A 15,568-nucleotide genomic window follows, 5' to 3' on the forward strand; every position below is an offset into this window, starting at 1 on the left:
TAATCACCCTATAAATTTTAAATCATTTGTTATGCTGTCTGTATTTTCAGTGACTTTGTTTAAATTATTTCAGCTTTAAGAATTATAAAAAGAGGTGGGTGTGTTTGAGGTATTCATACAACTCTGTGGTGGAATAGGCTTATTTCTGTTCGGCATGACCTTGATGACCGATAGCCTCAAGGATCTGGCGGGTGAGTCACTGAGACAGTGGTTAGGCCGATTTACAGGTTCACCCATCAAGGCAATGAATTCCGGCATTGTTTTTACCCTGATTGTACAGTCTTCTACTGCAACAACGCTCGCTACGATTGGTTTTGTGAGTGCAGGTGTACTGACTTTTGCTCAGTCGGTAGGTGTGATTATCGGTGCGAATATCGGTACGACCAGTACGGGATGGATGGTTGCTGTTTTAGGGGTTAAATTCTCTATTGGCCAGTTTGCTTTGCCCATGGTGGCCTTGGGGGCATTACTAAAAATTTTAACGCAGGGACGTGTTGCTCTCATTGGGTTAACACTTGCTGGTTTTGGAGTACTTTTTTACGGCATTGAATTACTGCAACTAGCAATGTCCGGCTTATCTGATCAGATTGATCTTTTTGCTTTTAAAACGGATACATTCTTCTCAAAATTTTTGCTGGTACTGATTGGTTTTGTTTTAACCGTTATCTTACAGTCATCCAGTGCTGCATTGACTGCAACGATCACTGCATTAGCCAGTCAAATTATCCAGTTAGAGCAGGCGCTTTTGCTGGTGATTGGTGAAAATGTGGGTACGGTGGCTACGGCAGTATTGGCTGCGATTGGTGCCAATAGCAATGCCCGGCGAACGGCTGCTGTGCATGTGGGTTTCAATCTGATTAGTGCCATTTTTGCTTTTTTTATTTTGTGCCCATTATTCCTATGGCTACATCAGCAAGGCAGATTACTGTCCTCTTGGGATGAGGTACTGATTATTGCAGCTTTTCATACCGCTTTTAGCTTGTTTGGAGCTATGCTAACGATGCCTTTTATTGAACAATTTAAACAACTGCTGATTCGATTGATTCCTTCTGATGACGATCGCCTGATTCAATATTTGGATGAAACTAGTCTGGCTGTGCCAGCGATCGCGATTGCTCAAGCAGAACAGGTCATTTTTCAGTTGATGTGGCAGCAATATGTGTGGTTTAAGGCTGCATTTAAGGATGGGCAACTCGTTGCAGCTAATCAGTTGAAACAACAGGATGAATTGATCCATAAACTGCGAGAATATCTAGAAAAAATTGTGGTGGCTGATCATTCAGAAGATCAGGCTAACTTATTAATATTGCTACGTACGGTTGTTTATCTGAAAGTACTGCGTAGCGATCTGGAACAATTATCTTATAGTCTGGATTTAAGGACTCAGCCCGCACTGTATCAGGTTGCGTTAGACTTTATGGAAGTCGTGGGTAATTATTGGGAACAAGCCTCAGATTTGGCAGATCATGAAAAAATTCAGGCTTTGCAAAATGAACTGATTTTACTGGAACAATGGGCCAAGCAACATCATGCGGAATTGCGTGAAAAGATTAATGAATATGCTGCCAGCCATCATTTAAATGCTGCCAGAATTTTAGAGTTACTTGCAGCTCACCGCTGGCTGGAACGTCTGATTGTGCATAGCCAGCGCTTTGTAAATGTGCTTTGTGAAAAGGAATTTAAACACGAGCATCAAGCTGACGACGTGCATGTTTAAGTGCTGTACGTAAACCTTCTTCCAGGGTAGGGTGATAGAATGGTTTTTCCAAAATCTGATCCACTGTCAGCTCTTCACCAATAATCCAGGCTAGTAGATGTGCTAAATGTTCAGCCTGAGCACAGAAAAGTTCAGCTCCCACCAGTTTGCGCGTTGTCTTTTCTATATAGAGTTCAATAGCACCGATATTAATAGCTTCAACTCGGGCACGACCTTGTCTTTCATAAGAGGCAGAACCTGTCACAAACTCAATCCTATTTTCTTTTAATTGCTTATATGTTTTACCAATGGTCGCCATTTCCGGTTGGCTAAATACAATGGCTAATGGAGTAAGTTTTAGTATCGGTTTGATCTCTGGAAATTTCAGACAATTTTTAACCAGATGTTTTCCGGTATGAGCCGCAATATGCTGTATCGGATGATCGTGTCCAGCATCTCCCGCAATAAAGATTGGGTAATTGCCTAATTGTTTGGTAGACGCATCTATTGGCAGATTTTTAATATCGTTAAAAGCTGCATCAATGTTTTGGAGTCCAAGCTGATCCAGATTGCTGCTGCGGCCAGTAGCAGATAAGACATAATCGACTTCTATAGTTTGAAATTGTTCATTTCGTTTAAATTTAATCTGAACTTTATCCCCTTGCCGGGTCGCTTCTTCTGGAAGCGTTTTAAATTTGATATCCAGTTCTGAACTAAGTTGCTGTTGAGCTAGTTCCTGTAAGGCAGGACTGGTTAGTGAACCAACTTTCTGGCTACGGGCAAAGACTGTAGTCTGTACACCTAAACGTTGCATGGCTTGAGCCAGTTCGATGGCAATGATACCGCTACCAATCACAGCTAGAGATTTTGGCAAGGTCGGGAGTTCAAATATTTCATTCGAGGTAATCAGTCGGTCACCTAGTAGTTCTTTTTGTTGTTTATCTATATTTGGGTGTGAGCCGACAGCCAGAATAAAGCTTTTGGCCTGATAATGTCGTCCATTGACTTCTATAGTCTGTGCATCGATAAATTTTGCTTGACCTGCAATTTTATGTTTGGGATTCCATTGTTCAACATCATTGAGTGTTGCTTGAGTAAAAAAGTCACGTAATTCCCGAACTCGTGACATCACATTGGAAGTATCAATTTCAGCTTTAACATCCAAAGCTAGATCCTGAGTATGCTCAACCAGATGCATACGATTAGCCGAGGCAATCAGGACTTTACTCGGCATACAACCCACCCGCGCACAGGTTGTTCCCCAAGAACCATCGTTAATGATCAGGATGTTGTCTATGTGTTTGATTGCTTCTTTATAGGCTGTGATGCCTGCTGTGCCTGAGCCAATGATGATAAGGTCGTACATACTCAGCCTTTATTCAAATTATTTTTCATTAAAAGTTAGCATATAAAAGATGAGTCTCGCTTTTATTTATATAAAATTTTATCTATGATTACATAATCTACAAAAAATTATTGATAACACACTCTTATAAATGAGGGGTTTGGGGATTTAGATGATTAATACAAAATTGAGCACCAAGTTTTCTGCTCTTGCTTTAGCTTTACTTTTGGCGGGCTGTGGTGGTGGTGGTAGTGAAGGCTACTATGAGAACGGTAATTCAGGTGGTAATACAGGTGGTTCAGATAATGCTGGTAACCCTTCTGAAGTCCAGTCACTCAAAATTACTAACTTTTTGTTAACAGACTCAAATGGAGCAGAAACGCAAACAATTTCAGCATTAGGGGCTATAGCAACAGTTAAAGTAGCGGATGGAAATGGTAATCCAGTTCGTGGGGCCTTAGTTACTTTTTCTGGTGAGAATATGACATTCAGTACTACCAATAGCTCAGTTTTTACTAATGCTGATGGTGAAGCAAGTATTGGTGTTATGCCAACAGATTCGAATGTGACAGGCGCATATAAGATATCAGCCTCTGTTGAATTAGAGGATCAAACTGCTACTCAGTCAAAAAATGTTAGCTTCGTTAAAACTGATATTGTGATTGACCAACTTGTTGCAGCAAGTACATCTCTAGTTTCGGGTGGTTCGACTCTCATAACGTTGATTACAAAAGATGCTGATGGTAATTATCAAAATAATCAAGAAGTAACATTCTCTGCTGGCTGTGGTAGCTTCAGTAATCCGAAAGTTGTTTCATCAAGTGAAGGAAATATTTCCAACACATATTATGCTTATGATGCAGCTGGAAAATTATGTAGTGGCAATCAGAAGATTACTGTAACGCCAAGTACATCTCCAACAAATTCAAAAGAGCTTTCTGTTAACATTCAAGCAGCAACAGCTACATCTATTGTTTATACATCTACGGACGAATTAAAGATTCCAGTCCAGGGAAGTGGTTCATCCTCAAGTGGTCAAGTGGAATTTACTGTTTATTCAAATAGCACAGCACTTGCCAATCAGGATGTGACATTAAGCTTGAATAAAGCTCCAAGGGGGTCAAGCTTTGTAAGTCTTGGCAATACTGAGGATCGAACAGTTAAAACTGATAGTAATGGTAAAGTCATTGTAAATATCTATCCAGGTGATATCCCAGGTCCTGTAGAAATTAAAGCAACTTTGCCTAGTGGTTTTAGTGCACTTGCGAAAAATATAACCATTACAACGGGTCGTGCAACTCAAAATAGTTTTAGTTTATCAGTTTCTAAAAACTCATTAGAGAACGATAAGGATGGAGATACTACGACCATCGTTGCACGATTAGCTGATCGTAACGGTAATGACGTTCCCGATGGAACAGTAGTTAACTTTATTACAGAGGGTGGTAAAGTTGATGGAGCATGTTCAACTGTTAAAGGTCAATGTTCTGTAGAATTAAGTACTCAAAATCCACGTCCTGCTGATGGTCGTGTATCTGTACTAGCTTATGTGGAAGGCGATAAGAGTTACGTTGATACGAACGGTGATAATATTTATACGCCAGGAGTGGATACCTTAGTTAATAATATTGGTAGCTTTTTCCGCGATGATAATGAAAATAACCGTTATGATAGTGGAATTGGTGAATTTAAATATGATCGCCAACTTTTGGGTTCACGTTTAACCTGTGGTATTTCTTCATTCTCTGAACCTAATATTACCAATACTTGTGATAACCAATTATCGGCAATTTTACGTCAACAAATTGTTTTATATTTTGCTGATAGTACAGCGACTATTCGTGACTTGCGAGCAAGTGGTTCTTCTTTAAGTTTCAATTTATTTGGTAAGAGTGCTTTAACAACACCAATGCCATCAGGCACCACAATTGCTGTAACTCCAGAGGATATTACAGATAACAATAAATCATGTACTGCTGAATTATCTTCAGGAAGTAATCCAATTGCCAATGTGATTAATTCGACTTATTACCAATATCGTTTAAAAGATTGTGCAGCTGGAGATAATTTTAAAATTACTACTACAGCTCCAAATGGTAAGGTCTCTAACTTTTATGTAACTTATCGTTAATTTCTAAAATAAACAAAAAACAGCGCTTAGGCGCTGTTTTTTTATGGGAACTGAAATCTAAAAAAATTAAATTGAAGTTCCCATACTTATACCCACAGTCGGCTTCACATTCATCGAACTACAACCAACAAAGCCCAAACTTAAACAGATCACCAGTAAAATTTTATTCATGAATTAATCCTTGTTTCTTTACCTTTTGATTTAAGGTAGCAGCTCATATGCCACTGCAGCTTATGATTAAAATAGAGGTAGTAAATCATTATAGTATTTGAATAATTATTCAATGTTCTATTGTGTAATCTGAGCGCTAGAGATAAAGAATTGCTCTAAATAACCCGATAAGCTTTCATCGGAGTTAGATCATCATTTATTTATAGGGTTGGTATCAGTGATAGCTTAATGTTTTATTTTATGCGTAAAAGCTTAGGCCACCTGCAAAATTACAGATGACCCAAAAACCTTAGTCATCTAGCAAATCCATTTGTTTTGCCAGTTGATAAAGGTTATTTGAACGGTTACCGGTACGGCAGAACATCAATAATGGTTTTGGTAATTCATTGTAGTGATTGGCAAAAGTGCGGACATCTACTTCAGTGATCTGACCGGCCACAACAGGTTGATGCACATAGTTTAAACCTGCAGCACGTGCGGCTTCTTCAATTTGTGCACTAGTCGGTTGTTCCGGGCCACCTTCCATATCCGGGCGATTGTTGATAATCGATTTAAAACCTTTTTCAACCACTTGATCGATATGTTCTGGACCAATTTGACCTGCGAAGCCTACATTTTCACTCATGATGTCACTCCATCATTTAATTTATAAAGATATGCTTTATGATAGCATTAAGCTCAATAATGATCAGAAAGATCTGAAATTTTTATAAACGATTACAATCATAAAATAACGCAACGGAGCGCGTATGCACGAATATACAGTCGAACCACTGTATGTCAAAAGCGGTCAGGATGTCATTGCTGCCGATTTTTACCGTCCCAAGAACGTACAAAAGCCTGCAGTCATTTTAATGGCACATGGTTTGGCTGCCTTACGTCATTTTGCACTGGTCAAATATGCCCAACGGTTTGCTGCAGCGGGTTATGCAGTCATTTTATTCGATTATCGCTATTGGGGGGGCAGTACCGGACGGCCTCGTGAACTGGTTTCAATCAAGGCTCAGCTTGATGACTGGCGTACCATGATTGCCCATGTTAAAGAACGCAAGTCGATAGATTCCAAGCGTATTGTCTTGTGGGGAACCGCTTTAAGTGGTGGTCATGTACTTTCGCTGGCTGCTGAGTCTAAAGACATTCAGGCCATTATGGTGCAAGTGCCATTTGTGGATGGTACAGAAAGTGCCAAGTTGTATCCATTACAACAGATGCCGAAAGCCTTAAAGATTTCCAGTCAAGATTATATGGGCTCCAAAGTTGGAATGGCACCCAAAACCTTACCTGTAGTTTCTGAACACGAGCTGTGTTTCCTGCCAACAGCAGATAGCTATAAAGGCTATTTATCGATCGTCAATCCGGATTATTACTGGAGCGGGGAAATTCCAGCTCGGGCATTCTTTAATTTGATCCGCTATCGCCCAATTCAGGACGTAAGAAAGATTACTGTTCCGGTACTGTTTATTGCCGCGAAACAGGATAGTCTGATTCCGATTGAGTCGAGTCGTGAAACCGTTACCAATATTGCGCCATTTGCCGAATATCATGAATGGGATATGCAACATTTTGATATTTATCATGGTGAATGGTTTGAAAAAGCAATTCCGACCCAATTAGAATTCTTACATCAATATATTGGAGTTCGTTAGATGATCATCGTATGTCCGTCATGTCAGGCCAAAAACCGTGTGCCTGAAGATAAGCTCAGCGCGAGTCCTGCATGTGGCCAGTGTCATCAGGGATTGATTCCACTCGCTCCGATTGAACTCAATGAACAGAATTTCAGCCAGTTTATTACCGGCAGTGACCTGCCAATTTTAATTGACCTGTGGGCGGACTGGTGTGGTCCGTGCAAGATGATGGCACCCCAGTTTGCCATGGTTGCCAAAGATTATCCGAATGTGGTGTTTGCGAAAATTGATACCGAAGCCAATCCACGTTTAAGTGCTGCTTTTAATGTTCGTAGCATTCCGACATTAGTTTTGATGAATAAAACCGATGAAATTGCTAGAATAAGTGGTGCACTCAGAGCACCTCAGCTAAAACAGTGGCTAGACCAGCATCTGAATGCCAAATCCTAATACCCATACCTGGAGTTAACGTGTCAGATTCTCATGTAAAACCAGAGGGAGTACTTTCCCTACAGACAATTGCAATGCCAGCGGATACCAACTGGAGTGGTGACGTTTTTGGTGGATGGATTGTTTCACAAATGGACTTGGCCGGTGCGATTCATGCCGAGCGCTTTTCTAGAGGCCGCTGTGCAACGATTTCGATCAATCAGATGACTTTCCTGGTGCCAGTGAAAGTGGGTGATGTGATCAGCTGTTATACCAAGATTCTGAAAGTAGGGAATACCTCAATCCAGATGCAGATTGAAGTGTGGGATAGTCATGATGATTCCCGTGAACCTAAACGTGTGACTGAAGGTGTGTTTACCTTTGTAGCAGTGGATGTCAAAGGCAATAAACGTCCAATACCAGAGGACGTGAAGCAGAAGTTCCTTGAATCTCAACAAGCGAACTGATAAATAAAAAACCAGACTTTAAGTCTGGTTTTTTATTTTTTGAATTGAAAAAATTTAATTAAGCTTTGGTTTTATTGCTCAGTTGAGACTTGGTAATCCAGGCCCAGAGCATTTCACATTGAATCGGTTCTTCGCCAGATTCATCTGTTACCGATACTTGAACCAAAGTTTCACCTTTTTCTCTATTTTGCATCAGTTGCTGCTGTTCAGGTGTCAGCGTAGCCACTGCTCGCATGGCCCCTTTCGTTGGACGCTTATAGTCAATTTTAATGCTTTTAATCAGCACAATCGCTGAATCCGGCACATTCATCGCAGTGACAAAGCCGGTGGCTGTTTCAGCCAGTAATGCCATGGCACAAGCATGAACCTGACCAATATGGTTCTGTATAGCTTTATGATTCGCCATACTGACGATTACCTGATCATGGCTGACCTGTTCATAGCGGATTCGGGCAGAACCCACCATGGGTACAATCCGGCCAAAGGTTTTACTCAGCAGCGCAGTACGAATGCCTTGTGGAAGTCGTGCAGTTGCTTTAACCAGTTTGGAAAGTCGGTTGCTTTTTGTCATGGTAAATCTACCCGAATAGGACTAATCCTTAGTCTTTAAAGTTATTGAACTGTAAAGGCAAACCAAATTGCTGTTCTTTCAGGAACGCCATCACCTGTTGCAAGGTGTCACGTTTCTTGTCAGTCACACGAATCTTGTCGCCCTGGATAGAAGACTGCACTTTAATGCCACTTTCTTTAATGGCTTTATTAATTTTTTTCGCAGTATCAGAGTCAAGACCATCTTTCAGTTTGATCACCTGAACAAAGTTTTTACCTGAGGCAGTTGCTTTTTGTGGATCCAGCGCTTGCACATCTACTTTACGTTTGTAGAAGTGATTTTCCAGCATGCTATAGACCTGATCGCACTGGAAATCGCTTTCTGTTTTGATTTTGATCTCTTTTGCTTTTTCATTCAGTTCGATAGAGACATCCTGACCACGGAAGTCAAAACGGGTCGCAATTTCTTTTTGCGTATTTTGAACAGCATGATTTACTTCAAAAATTTCTAATTCAGAAACAATATCGAAAGAAGGCATAGTTTAGACCTTTACAAATGGAAAGAATATCTGAGATGCTAGGGATGTTTTCTTCATTTGCCAAGTGTTGTTTACATCAAAGGAGTGCGCAATGATCCGTAAACAAGAAATTACAACATTTGAGTTCCCAGAAGGTGCAGTGATCTGGGATGTTCGAGATTCTAGTGCTTATGCAGAAGCACATCTGAAAGGGGCGGTGAACCAGCCGATCAATAACCTTTCAGAGGAAAGCCTGACTCAAGTGTCCGCGGATCAGCCAATTTATATTCTGTGTGGTGGTGGCAGTAAAGCCCCTCGTGCTGCGGAAAAACTGGAAGGTTTTGACAGCTCACGTGAATACGTCATCCTGATGGGTGGTACACGTGCTGCCCGTGATGCCGGTATGCCACTGGAACAGGGTGCCTAACATCCTTTCAGTGAAAAAGCGCCTAAGGGCGCTTTTTTGTTGTCTTTATTTCTTCAAAGTTCCTAGTTCCCTCTTTTGAAAAAGGTGAGCCATATATGGCACAAGAGGGGGGATTAAATTCTTTGTATAAATCCCTCCCAACCTCCCTTTTTCAAAGGGAGGAGCTTTAACTTTTTGGTTTAAAATATGGCTTCTTCGCTTTTACTTTCTTTTCAAAGCGTCGTACATCCAGCTTTTTGATCATATTGATTGACGCCGGGCAGGCTTCTCCCAAAATTTGCGCTGCTAAAATTTCACTGCATAATGGTGCAAACAGGAAGCCTTTGGAACCCAAGCCTGCCAGGCTATAGATTTCCTTATCCTGTTTTAGCTTGCCGAGCAGAGGGAAATAATCCCGGCTTTGTGCTCGGACTGAAGCACGACCGTGCCATTCACTGATCTCTGCCAAAGTTTGGGTATATTCGGGGAAAACCGAATGGATCAGCTCGCGGTTATGTTCATGGTCTTCTTTCAGTACTTCAGTATCATCGCGATTGACACAGAAAGAAGCACCTAGCAGCAAATGCTTGTCATCCAACTGGATACAGTAACCACCGTAGCTATAGGCAATATTTGGATCGAGTGATTGTCCATTATTTTCTACCCAGCTGACCTGACCACGAATTGGCTTGAGGTCAGGAAGACCTTCAATCAGTTGTGGTGTATTCAGGGCGGTGCAGACGATGACATGGTCAAACTGTCCTAAAGATTGATCATCAGCAAACGGTTCTAGACGTGGCTCAGCTTCAATCCGGCTAATTTCTGCCTGTAAATATTGAATATTCGGATGCTGCAGGATTTCATCACGTAGCTGATGAGGATAGACACCACCTGACTGCTTTAAAGCCAGAGCAGGGTATTCAGTATCAGGCTGCTGATCCTGAGCAGGAGTTTCCAGAATACCAGCAGGGTATTCATCGGCAAGTGCCAATAAATCTTCTGGTTTCTTGATTGCCAGTTGATGGACTTGAAAAGGACGAAAAGCCTTAAAGCAGGCATAGTGATTCAGGGCATGTTGCCAGGCCTGGGTCATCATATGCTCGGCACTTTGTTCAATTGGAGCGAGCTTGGGATTCAGTAAGGCTAAAGGATTACCGGAACCACCAGAAAGTGGTGCTGTACGGTCAAATAGAGTGACCTGATGACCACGGCTGGCAAAGGCCCAAGCGGTACTTAGACCTGCAATACCCGCACCAATGACAGCAATTTGGCGAGCTTGATATTTCGGTTCGCTATTTAGCGAAGTTTTTTTTTAGCAGTGTCTTCTGGGGTTTCTGATGTATTTTCAGATTCAGGCGGATTCCAGACCGCTTTCAACATTTCACGTTTATGGCCAAAGCCTCGTGGACGTGAAATAGAAATACCATGATTTCTAAGGCCACGTTTTAATACGCCAGCCACACTAAAAGAAGAAAATGTGGTGCCGTAATCCGATAGCCGAACAATATTATTTAGTACATTTTCTTCCCACATATCCGGATTGCAGGAAGGGGCAAAACCATCCAGGAACCAGGCATTGACTGCTGCAGTTTTTTCCATGCGTGGAAATACATCATGTGCATCACCGAGCCAGAGATCCAGAGAAAAACGTTCTTCTGGGAAACTGAGGCGGTGACAGCCAGCAATTGGCAGAGGGTATTGGTAAATTAGCTGATCGGCCAGCGGTTTCAGTTCTGGCCAGGCATTGAGGGCACGGATTAGATCAGCTTTGGAAAGCGGGAATTTCTCGACGGAAATAGCATGCAAGCGGCTGTGGTTATCAGGACGTACCTGCTGCCAGAGTTGCCATAAGGCAAGAATATTGAGTCCGGTACCGAAGCCTGTTTCACCGACACAGAAATATTCAAAAGGTTTTAGTTCCGCAAGTCGGGTGCTGAGATCATTACCATTTAAAAACACATGGCGTGTTTCTAGCAGGCCATTGTCCTTGGAAAAATAAACATCACCGAACTGTTTGGAAACTGGCACATCAATGCCATCCACCAGCTGCCAATCCAGATCGGCAGTTTGAATTGCGTGTGACAAAACAGGAACCTTCAATACATCAGCAAAGGGAATAGCTTACCACTGACGGCGACGCTTGGTATAAACATAGCTTGCGATCAGGAAGCCCAGCAGCACGCCAACGGCTAGTGTTGCAGCGCCGTAGAGGAACATCTGGGCACTGCGTTCACTTTGCAGGACCTGTACCTGAACCCCGAGATTATCGTTTTTCAGTTGCAGTTCCTGGTTTTGTGCCAGCGCTTCCAGATTGGCTTTTTCCAGTTGTTGCAGACGAGTCGCCTGGTCTTTGACCAGCGCTTTGACTTTGGCATCTTGCTGGGCTTTATTTTTGGCAATTTGTTCAGCAGTCAGTGGTTTGGCTGCCGGATCCTGCACCAGCGCATTGGCTGAGGCAGCAACCGGTTTGATGCCGGGCTGATTGGCCGGCAGGGTTTGAGGCGGTGTATTCGCTACCGCAGCTTGCACAGTTGCTGTCGTATGTTGCGCTGGTGCAGCCGCAGGAGCTGCCGGTGTTACTTCAACTGCCCAAGCAGTTGTGCAGGCAAGGGATAGACCGATTAAACTGGCAATTACAGCGTGCATAAACCTTATCCTTGAGGGAATGCTTTGTTAAATGGTTTAACGTCAATATGTGAATAAACGCCTTCTTTCAGGAATGGTTCTTCCTTCAACCATTCATCCAGTGCTTCACGGCTGTCAAAGTCGACAATAATGGTACTGCCATAAAAACCCGCCTGAGGATTACCCGGTTCTTTAGGCATCGCGCCCGCAACAATCAGACGACCTTCATCATCTAACTTTTGCAGACGTTCCAGATGTTGTGGACGGATAGCAAGACGTTTTTCTACTGTACCTTCCTGGTCGGTGCAGGTAACAACAAATAATGGCATGACAGTTCTCGATATTGAAGTGAGATATTATTCGGCAGATTTGAAGTATTTGCGCAATACAATGAACTGCACAATGATAAAGGAAAACATCACGATCATGTCACCGAATGCAGTAAATTCGCCCCAATATTTTCCGTTCATAAATATATAGGCAAAGAAACAATGCAGGAATGACATAAATGCAAACATCGCTGCCCAGGCATAGTTGAGTTTGATCCAGCCCTGTTCGGTTAAATTGAAGACCGGGCCAAACAGGCGCTGAATCAGTGGCTTTTTATCTTTACTAAACCAAGGGGATAACAGGAACACGCCGGCAAAGACCAGATTCAGCAAGACTGCTTTCAGACGGATATAGAAATCATCGCTGAGCATCAGGGTGATGCCGCCGAAAATCACCGTCATGAACAGTACCAGCCATTGCTGTTTGTCCAGACGGAATTTCTGGAACACGAACAGTGCACCATAGACCACTAACATGGAAATGATCAGACCTGTAGTTGCTACCAGAATATTATTATTGTCGACACCACCGCCAGAGCCGATCAGTTCAAGTAGTGGGTGGTGGGTGTCTTTCGGATCTACTGTCTTATATAAATAAAAGAAAATAATGAGTGGCACAAAGTCTAAAAGTGCTTTCATGTTAGAGTATCTAAATCTGATCAAATAAATGTCATAGTATAGAGATGCACGGCGTAGATTTACATACACACAGCAATATTTCTGATGGAACCTTGAGTCCACAACAGCTGGTTGAGGCAGCAGCAGCCTGCTTTATCCATACGCTGGCATTGACTGACCATGACACCATGGATGGGCTGGAACTGGCACGTAATGCTGCGAAAGATCACACAATTAAGATCATTTCAGGGGTGGAAATTTCCAGCCAGTGGTCTCGTCCAGCCACCAAGAAAAATTATGGTGTACATATCGTAGCGCTGGATGTACAGAATCCTGAGCCGTTACAAAAAGTATTACAAGAACAGAAACGCATCCGGGCTGAACGTTCCAAAAAGATCTGTGATCTGCTAATTCCTCTAGTGGGACAAGATATTTATCCGGATGTGGTTGCTAAAGTCGACAATATTCCAGATCGTGTGACGCGTACCCATATTGCCAAAACACTGGTCGAAAAAGGCATCGTGACCCGGCCACAGCAGGCTTTTGATAAATACATCAAGGAAGGCAAAAAGGCCTATGTAAAATTTGATGGTTTGGGACTGGAAGAAACCATTCAGGTGATTCATGCCAGTGGCGGTTATGCCGTGCTGGCACATCCGACCCGCTATGATCTGTCTGCAACCAATATCCGTTATTTAATTGAAATCTTTGCCAAGTTTGGTGGCGATGCCGTTGAACTTCCGCCTGCGATTGATCCTCTGTCTACACGACAGATGGTGGATCGCATGATTGCTGAGCATGGATTAAAAGTTTCGGTCGGCAGTGATTTTCATGGTGAAAATATGCCGTGGATCAAGCTCGGCAATATTCCCAGTTTAAAAGAAGGGCAGGTCGGTATTTGGGAGAGTTTTAAATAGGATGCAGATCTGCATCCTCAATAAAGGGTGAAGTTTTATAGTGCCGAATATTTCGTATCAACAGATAGATTAATACGAAGCCAAGATAGAAAAATATCCAATCTTGGAACAAGATGGCTGCTACCAAGGTACCGAAAATCGTCAAACCTAACAGTAATCGTGGTATGCGTTTTGGATGCTGTTTGGAAATTCGTGCTTGTTGAATTTCCGGATGCTGTTTGAAATTCCGATAGGCGATAAAATCAATCAAACCTGAAAGGGCTAATTCCAGTTTGTCAAAGTGACGGGCCAAGGATGAAATGCTGTAAGTCTTGCCATAACTGGTTTTTAGTTTCAGGAGATAACCTTTTTGATCCTGTTCACGAATTGCCTGAATTTCTGACAAGTAGGGTATATCCAGCATCAGCTGAGTTGGAATCTGGTGAAAAACTAGATGGCCTGTATAAGGCATTGAAAAGTAGTCTTTCATTTGATGAAAATCATCAAAATGATCTTGAGCGTACAATTGCACGATCGTGCGTGAACGTGCCAAATAATGAACCCAGATATGTTGCCCGATAATGGCCTGATTCAGTTTCACATGAAGACTAGTGAGAAAGACGGTATTGTTAAAGACCTGGTTTAAATCGATATTAAACCATTTCGCATCTTCATGTTCATGCAGCTTGAGCAACAGTTGTTGCTGCTTGCCTTGCCACCAATGCGCACGTATATGGCGATAATCCAGAATGATCGCATCCGAGCTACGCAAAGCCTGTTCTTTTAAATCCATAGCCAATTTAGGATCAATCAGATATTTTTGCAGCAAAACAGGAAACTTTAGCCGTTGAGCCTTATCTCCAAAAAGCGCGATGACCAGAAAAGGGCTGCTCACCAGCAGATAACGCCAAGACGTTTCAAACGACTGGAATAGAATCCCTTGCCATGCTAAGAGTGAGCCAATCATAAACACCAATACACTGCACATTAAAATGAATGCAAGTGCTTTCCAAGGGTGAATAATCGGCTGGGGAGCATATGCAAAAATCTGCTTTTTTATATTCATCGTATTTTAATTTTTATGGGAATATCTTAAATATTAATTGGTATAAGCCGTAATATTTCCCACTGGTATGGGTTCCTCCACACGCTGTGAAACCACCACCGGTTCAGGCTCTTCTGTGGCCGGAACTGTGTAACGCACGGATGAATTAAAACCGTCATCTCTTTCAAATTCTGCCGAAATCATTGCCAGTTCTTGCTGTAACTGCCGTTCATATTTCTGGATTTCAACTTCATCGATAAAGGCAAAAGCATCATCTTCAAGTTCCCAGTTATAGCCCTTGCCATCCGGATGGATCAGTACATGCACCGGATAAGATTTACCCTGATATTCCAGCTGGGAAATGGCTTTAAACTCACGGCCATCACGTTCAGTAATTTTGACCTCAAGCACCTTCAACTTATAGTGGCGGTAATCCTGATGAGTATTCAGCTCACGTTGCATCTGGGCTTCAATGTTCCGTGCCAGTTCATCGGTAGAAACAAAGTAACTACACGCGGACAACCACAACATCACGAACAAAAAGCTTATTCTTTTCATACCACCCCCAGTACTCAAATATGTGAGGCTGGAATAATTTAAAATTTATATTGTTATAGAATTATTTTATCTAATTTAAAAGTGTGAAGGAATAGGCAGAAAAATAAATATTTGAGGTCATTTTAAATTTATTCGATCGAATCAACTTCATTTCCGG

16 protein-coding genes and 1 pseudogene are annotated in these 15,568 nt (G+C 42.2%); 7 read left to right on the plus strand and 10 right to left on the minus strand.

Going from position 1 to position 15,568, the window contains the following annotated elements; genetic code table 11:
- Window positions 1–100 precede the first annotated feature (100 nt).
- Window positions 101–1,717 carry a Na/Pi symporter gene (locus tag ABEF84_RS02755; RefSeq protein WP_347453562.1) on the plus strand — a complete coding sequence of 539 codons (1,617 nt, stop codon included), beginning with the start codon at window positions 101–103 and terminating at the stop codon, window positions 1,715–1,717.
- Here the strand turns inward: ABEF84_RS02755 and ABEF84_RS02760 are convergent.
- Window positions 1,680–3,062, minus strand: coding sequence for a dihydrolipoyl dehydrogenase (locus ABEF84_RS02760; RefSeq protein WP_034582797.1), 1,383 nt, complete (start codon window positions 3,060–3,062; stop codon window positions 1,680–1,682). The two genes, ABEF84_RS02755 and ABEF84_RS02760, sit on opposite strands and share 38 nt — an antisense overlap.
- Before the next feature lie 151 nt (window positions 3,063–3,213).
- Between ABEF84_RS02760 and ABEF84_RS02765 the strand changes: the two genes are divergently transcribed.
- Window positions 3,214–5,172 carry an Ig-like domain-containing protein gene (locus ABEF84_RS02765; protein WP_034582796.1) on the plus strand — a complete coding sequence of 653 codons (1,959 nt, stop codon included), beginning with the start codon at window positions 3,214–3,216 and terminating at the stop codon, window positions 5,170–5,172.
- Between the two features lie 460 nt (window positions 5,173–5,632).
- Here the strand turns inward: ABEF84_RS02765 and ABEF84_RS02770 are convergent, their stop codons facing one another.
- A complete protein-coding gene (locus tag ABEF84_RS02770) occupies window positions 5,633–5,968 on the minus strand; it encodes a TIGR01244 family sulfur transferase (protein WP_034582795.1) in 336 nt (111 codons plus the stop codon).
- Between the two features lie 124 nt (window positions 5,969–6,092).
- Between ABEF84_RS02770 and ABEF84_RS02775 the strand changes: the two genes are divergently transcribed.
- The 3 genes from ABEF84_RS02775 (at window position 6,093) to ABEF84_RS02785 (ending at window position 7,867) form a co-directional block, all read left to right on the plus strand.
- Window positions 6,093–6,989, plus strand: a complete 897-nt coding sequence (locus tag ABEF84_RS02775; protein ID WP_034582793.1) for an alpha/beta hydrolase — start codon at window positions 6,093–6,095, stop codon at window positions 6,987–6,989.
- Window positions 6,990–7,421 (plus strand): thioredoxin TrxC, encoded by a 432-nt coding sequence (trxC, locus tag ABEF84_RS02780; RefSeq protein ID WP_034582791.1) that lies wholly within the window; start codon window positions 6,990–6,992, stop codon window positions 7,419–7,421. It abuts the gene before it with no gap.
- Window positions 7,422–7,495: 74 nt separating this feature from the next.
- Window positions 7,496–7,867: an acyl-CoA thioesterase gene (locus ABEF84_RS02785; protein ID WP_375730985.1), complete on the plus strand. Its 372-nt coding sequence runs from the start codon at window positions 7,496–7,498 to the stop codon at window positions 7,865–7,867.
- Window positions 7,868–7,925: 58 nt separating this feature from the next.
- Here the strand turns inward: ABEF84_RS02785 and ABEF84_RS02790 are convergent, their stop codons facing one another.
- The gene (locus tag ABEF84_RS02790) at window positions 7,926–8,438 is read right to left on the minus strand and encodes a DUF4442 domain-containing protein (RefSeq protein WP_034583155.1); all 513 of its coding nucleotides are present in this window, start codon (window positions 8,436–8,438) and stop codon (window positions 7,926–7,928) included.
- A gap of 28 nt (window positions 8,439–8,466) precedes the next feature.
- Entirely contained in the window at window positions 8,467–8,955 is a 489-nt protein-coding gene (locus ABEF84_RS02795) for a YajQ family cyclic di-GMP-binding protein (RefSeq protein WP_034583153.1), read from the minus strand.
- 91 nt (window positions 8,956–9,046) lie between these two features.
- Between ABEF84_RS02795 and ABEF84_RS02800 the strand changes: the two genes are divergently transcribed.
- Entirely contained in the window at window positions 9,047–9,361 is a 315-nt protein-coding gene (locus ABEF84_RS02800; RefSeq protein ID WP_034583151.1) for a rhodanese-like domain-containing protein, read from the plus strand.
- Between the two features lie 166 nt (window positions 9,362–9,527).
- On the opposite strand, the pseudogene mnmC reads toward ABEF84_RS02800, so the two are convergent.
- The 4 genes and pseudogenes from mnmC to ABEF84_RS02820 all read right to left on the minus strand — a co-directional run bounded on the left by mnmC (window position 9,528) and on the right by ABEF84_RS02820 (window position 12,933).
- Window positions 9,528–11,425, minus strand: a pseudogene (gene mnmC / locus ABEF84_RS02805) (FAD-dependent 5-carboxymethylaminomethyl-2-thiouridine(34) oxidoreductase MnmC).
- A gap of 36 nt (window positions 11,426–11,461) precedes the next feature.
- Window positions 11,462–11,986: a hypothetical protein gene (locus ABEF84_RS02810; RefSeq protein ID WP_034583147.1), complete on the minus strand. Its 525-nt coding sequence runs from the start codon at window positions 11,984–11,986 to the stop codon at window positions 11,462–11,464.
- Between the two features lie 5 nt (window positions 11,987–11,991).
- Complete coding sequence (locus ABEF84_RS02815; RefSeq protein WP_034583145.1) at window positions 11,992–12,294, minus strand: YciI family protein; 303 nt, start codon at window positions 12,292–12,294, stop codon at window positions 11,992–11,994.
- A gap of 27 nt (window positions 12,295–12,321) precedes the next feature.
- Window positions 12,322–12,933, minus strand: a complete 612-nt coding sequence (locus ABEF84_RS02820) for a septation protein IspZ (protein WP_347453565.1) — start codon at window positions 12,931–12,933, stop codon at window positions 12,322–12,324.
- A gap of 44 nt (window positions 12,934–12,977) precedes the next feature.
- Here ABEF84_RS02820 and ABEF84_RS02825 point away from each other — a divergent pair, with 44 nt between their 5' ends.
- Complete coding sequence (locus ABEF84_RS02825; RefSeq protein WP_347453566.1) at window positions 12,978–13,829, plus strand: PHP domain-containing protein; 852 nt, start codon at window positions 12,978–12,980, stop codon at window positions 13,827–13,829.
- Here the strand turns inward: ABEF84_RS02825 and ABEF84_RS02830 are convergent.
- Window positions 13,822–14,775 carry a hypothetical protein gene (locus ABEF84_RS02830; protein ID WP_347453567.1) on the minus strand — a complete coding sequence of 318 codons (954 nt, stop codon included), beginning with the start codon at window positions 14,773–14,775 and terminating at the stop codon, window positions 13,822–13,824. The two genes, ABEF84_RS02825 and ABEF84_RS02830, sit on opposite strands and share 8 nt — an antisense overlap.
- Before the next feature lie 132 nt (window positions 14,776–14,907).
- Window positions 14,908–15,411 (minus strand): hypothetical protein, encoded by a 504-nt coding sequence (locus tag ABEF84_RS02835; protein ID WP_034588782.1) that lies wholly within the window; start codon window positions 15,409–15,411, stop codon window positions 14,908–14,910.
- Window positions 15,412–15,568 lie beyond the last annotated feature (157 nt).

The organism is Acinetobacter sp. ANC 7912, from assembly GCF_039862785.1.
In the GTDB taxonomy this organism is placed as follows: Bacteria; Pseudomonadota; Gammaproteobacteria; order Pseudomonadales; family Moraxellaceae; genus Acinetobacter; species Acinetobacter thermotolerans.

Excerpts from the sequence above, each read along its gene's own strand:
- ABEF84_RS02790 (WP_034583155.1), bottom strand. The coding sequence starts at position 8,438 with ATGACAAAAAGCAACCGACTTTCCAAACTGGTTAAAGCAACTGCACGA.
- ABEF84_RS02835 (WP_034588782.1), bottom strand. The coding sequence starts at position 15,411 with ATGAAAAGAATAAGCTTTTTGTTCGTGATGTTGTGGTTGTCCGCGTGT.
- ABEF84_RS02760 (WP_034582797.1), bottom strand. The coding sequence starts at position 3,062 with ATGTACGACCTTATCATCATTGGCTCAGGCACAGCAGGCATCACAGCC.
- ABEF84_RS02810 (WP_034583147.1), bottom strand. The coding sequence starts at position 11,986 with ATGCACGCTGTAATTGCCAGTTTAATCGGTCTATCCCTTGCCTGCACA.
- ABEF84_RS02775 (WP_034582793.1), top strand. The coding sequence starts at position 6,093 with ATGCACGAATATACAGTCGAACCACTGTATGTCAAAAGCGGTCAGGAT.
- ABEF84_RS02800 (WP_034583151.1), top strand. The coding sequence starts at position 9,047 with ATGATCCGTAAACAAGAAATTACAACATTTGAGTTCCCAGAAGGTGCA.
- ABEF84_RS02830 (WP_347453567.1), bottom strand. The coding sequence starts at position 14,775 with ATGATTGGCTCACTCTTAGCATGGCAAGGGATTCTATTCCAGTCGTTT.
- ABEF84_RS02765 (WP_034582796.1), top strand. The coding sequence starts at position 3,214 with ATGATTAATACAAAATTGAGCACCAAGTTTTCTGCTCTTGCTTTAGCT.
- ABEF84_RS02815 (WP_034583145.1), bottom strand. The coding sequence starts at position 12,294 with ATGCCATTATTTGTTGTTACCTGCACCGACCAGGAAGGTACAGTAGAA.
- ABEF84_RS02770 (WP_034582795.1), bottom strand. The coding sequence starts at position 5,968 with ATGAGTGAAAATGTAGGCTTCGCAGGTCAAATTGGTCCAGAACATATC.
- ABEF84_RS02795 (WP_034583153.1), bottom strand. The coding sequence starts at position 8,955 with ATGCCTTCTTTCGATATTGTTTCTGAATTAGAAATTTTTGAAGTAAAT.
- ABEF84_RS02820 (WP_347453565.1), bottom strand. The coding sequence starts at position 12,933 with ATGAAAGCACTTTTAGACTTTGTGCCACTCATTATTTTCTTTTATTTA.
- ABEF84_RS02825 (WP_347453566.1), top strand. The coding sequence starts at position 12,978 with ATGCACGGCGTAGATTTACATACACACAGCAATATTTCTGATGGAACC.
- trxC (WP_034582791.1), top strand. The coding sequence starts at position 6,990 with ATGATCATCGTATGTCCGTCATGTCAGGCCAAAAACCGTGTGCCTGAA.
- ABEF84_RS02785 (WP_375730985.1), top strand. The coding sequence starts at position 7,496 with ATGCCAGCGGATACCAACTGGAGTGGTGACGTTTTTGGTGGATGGATT.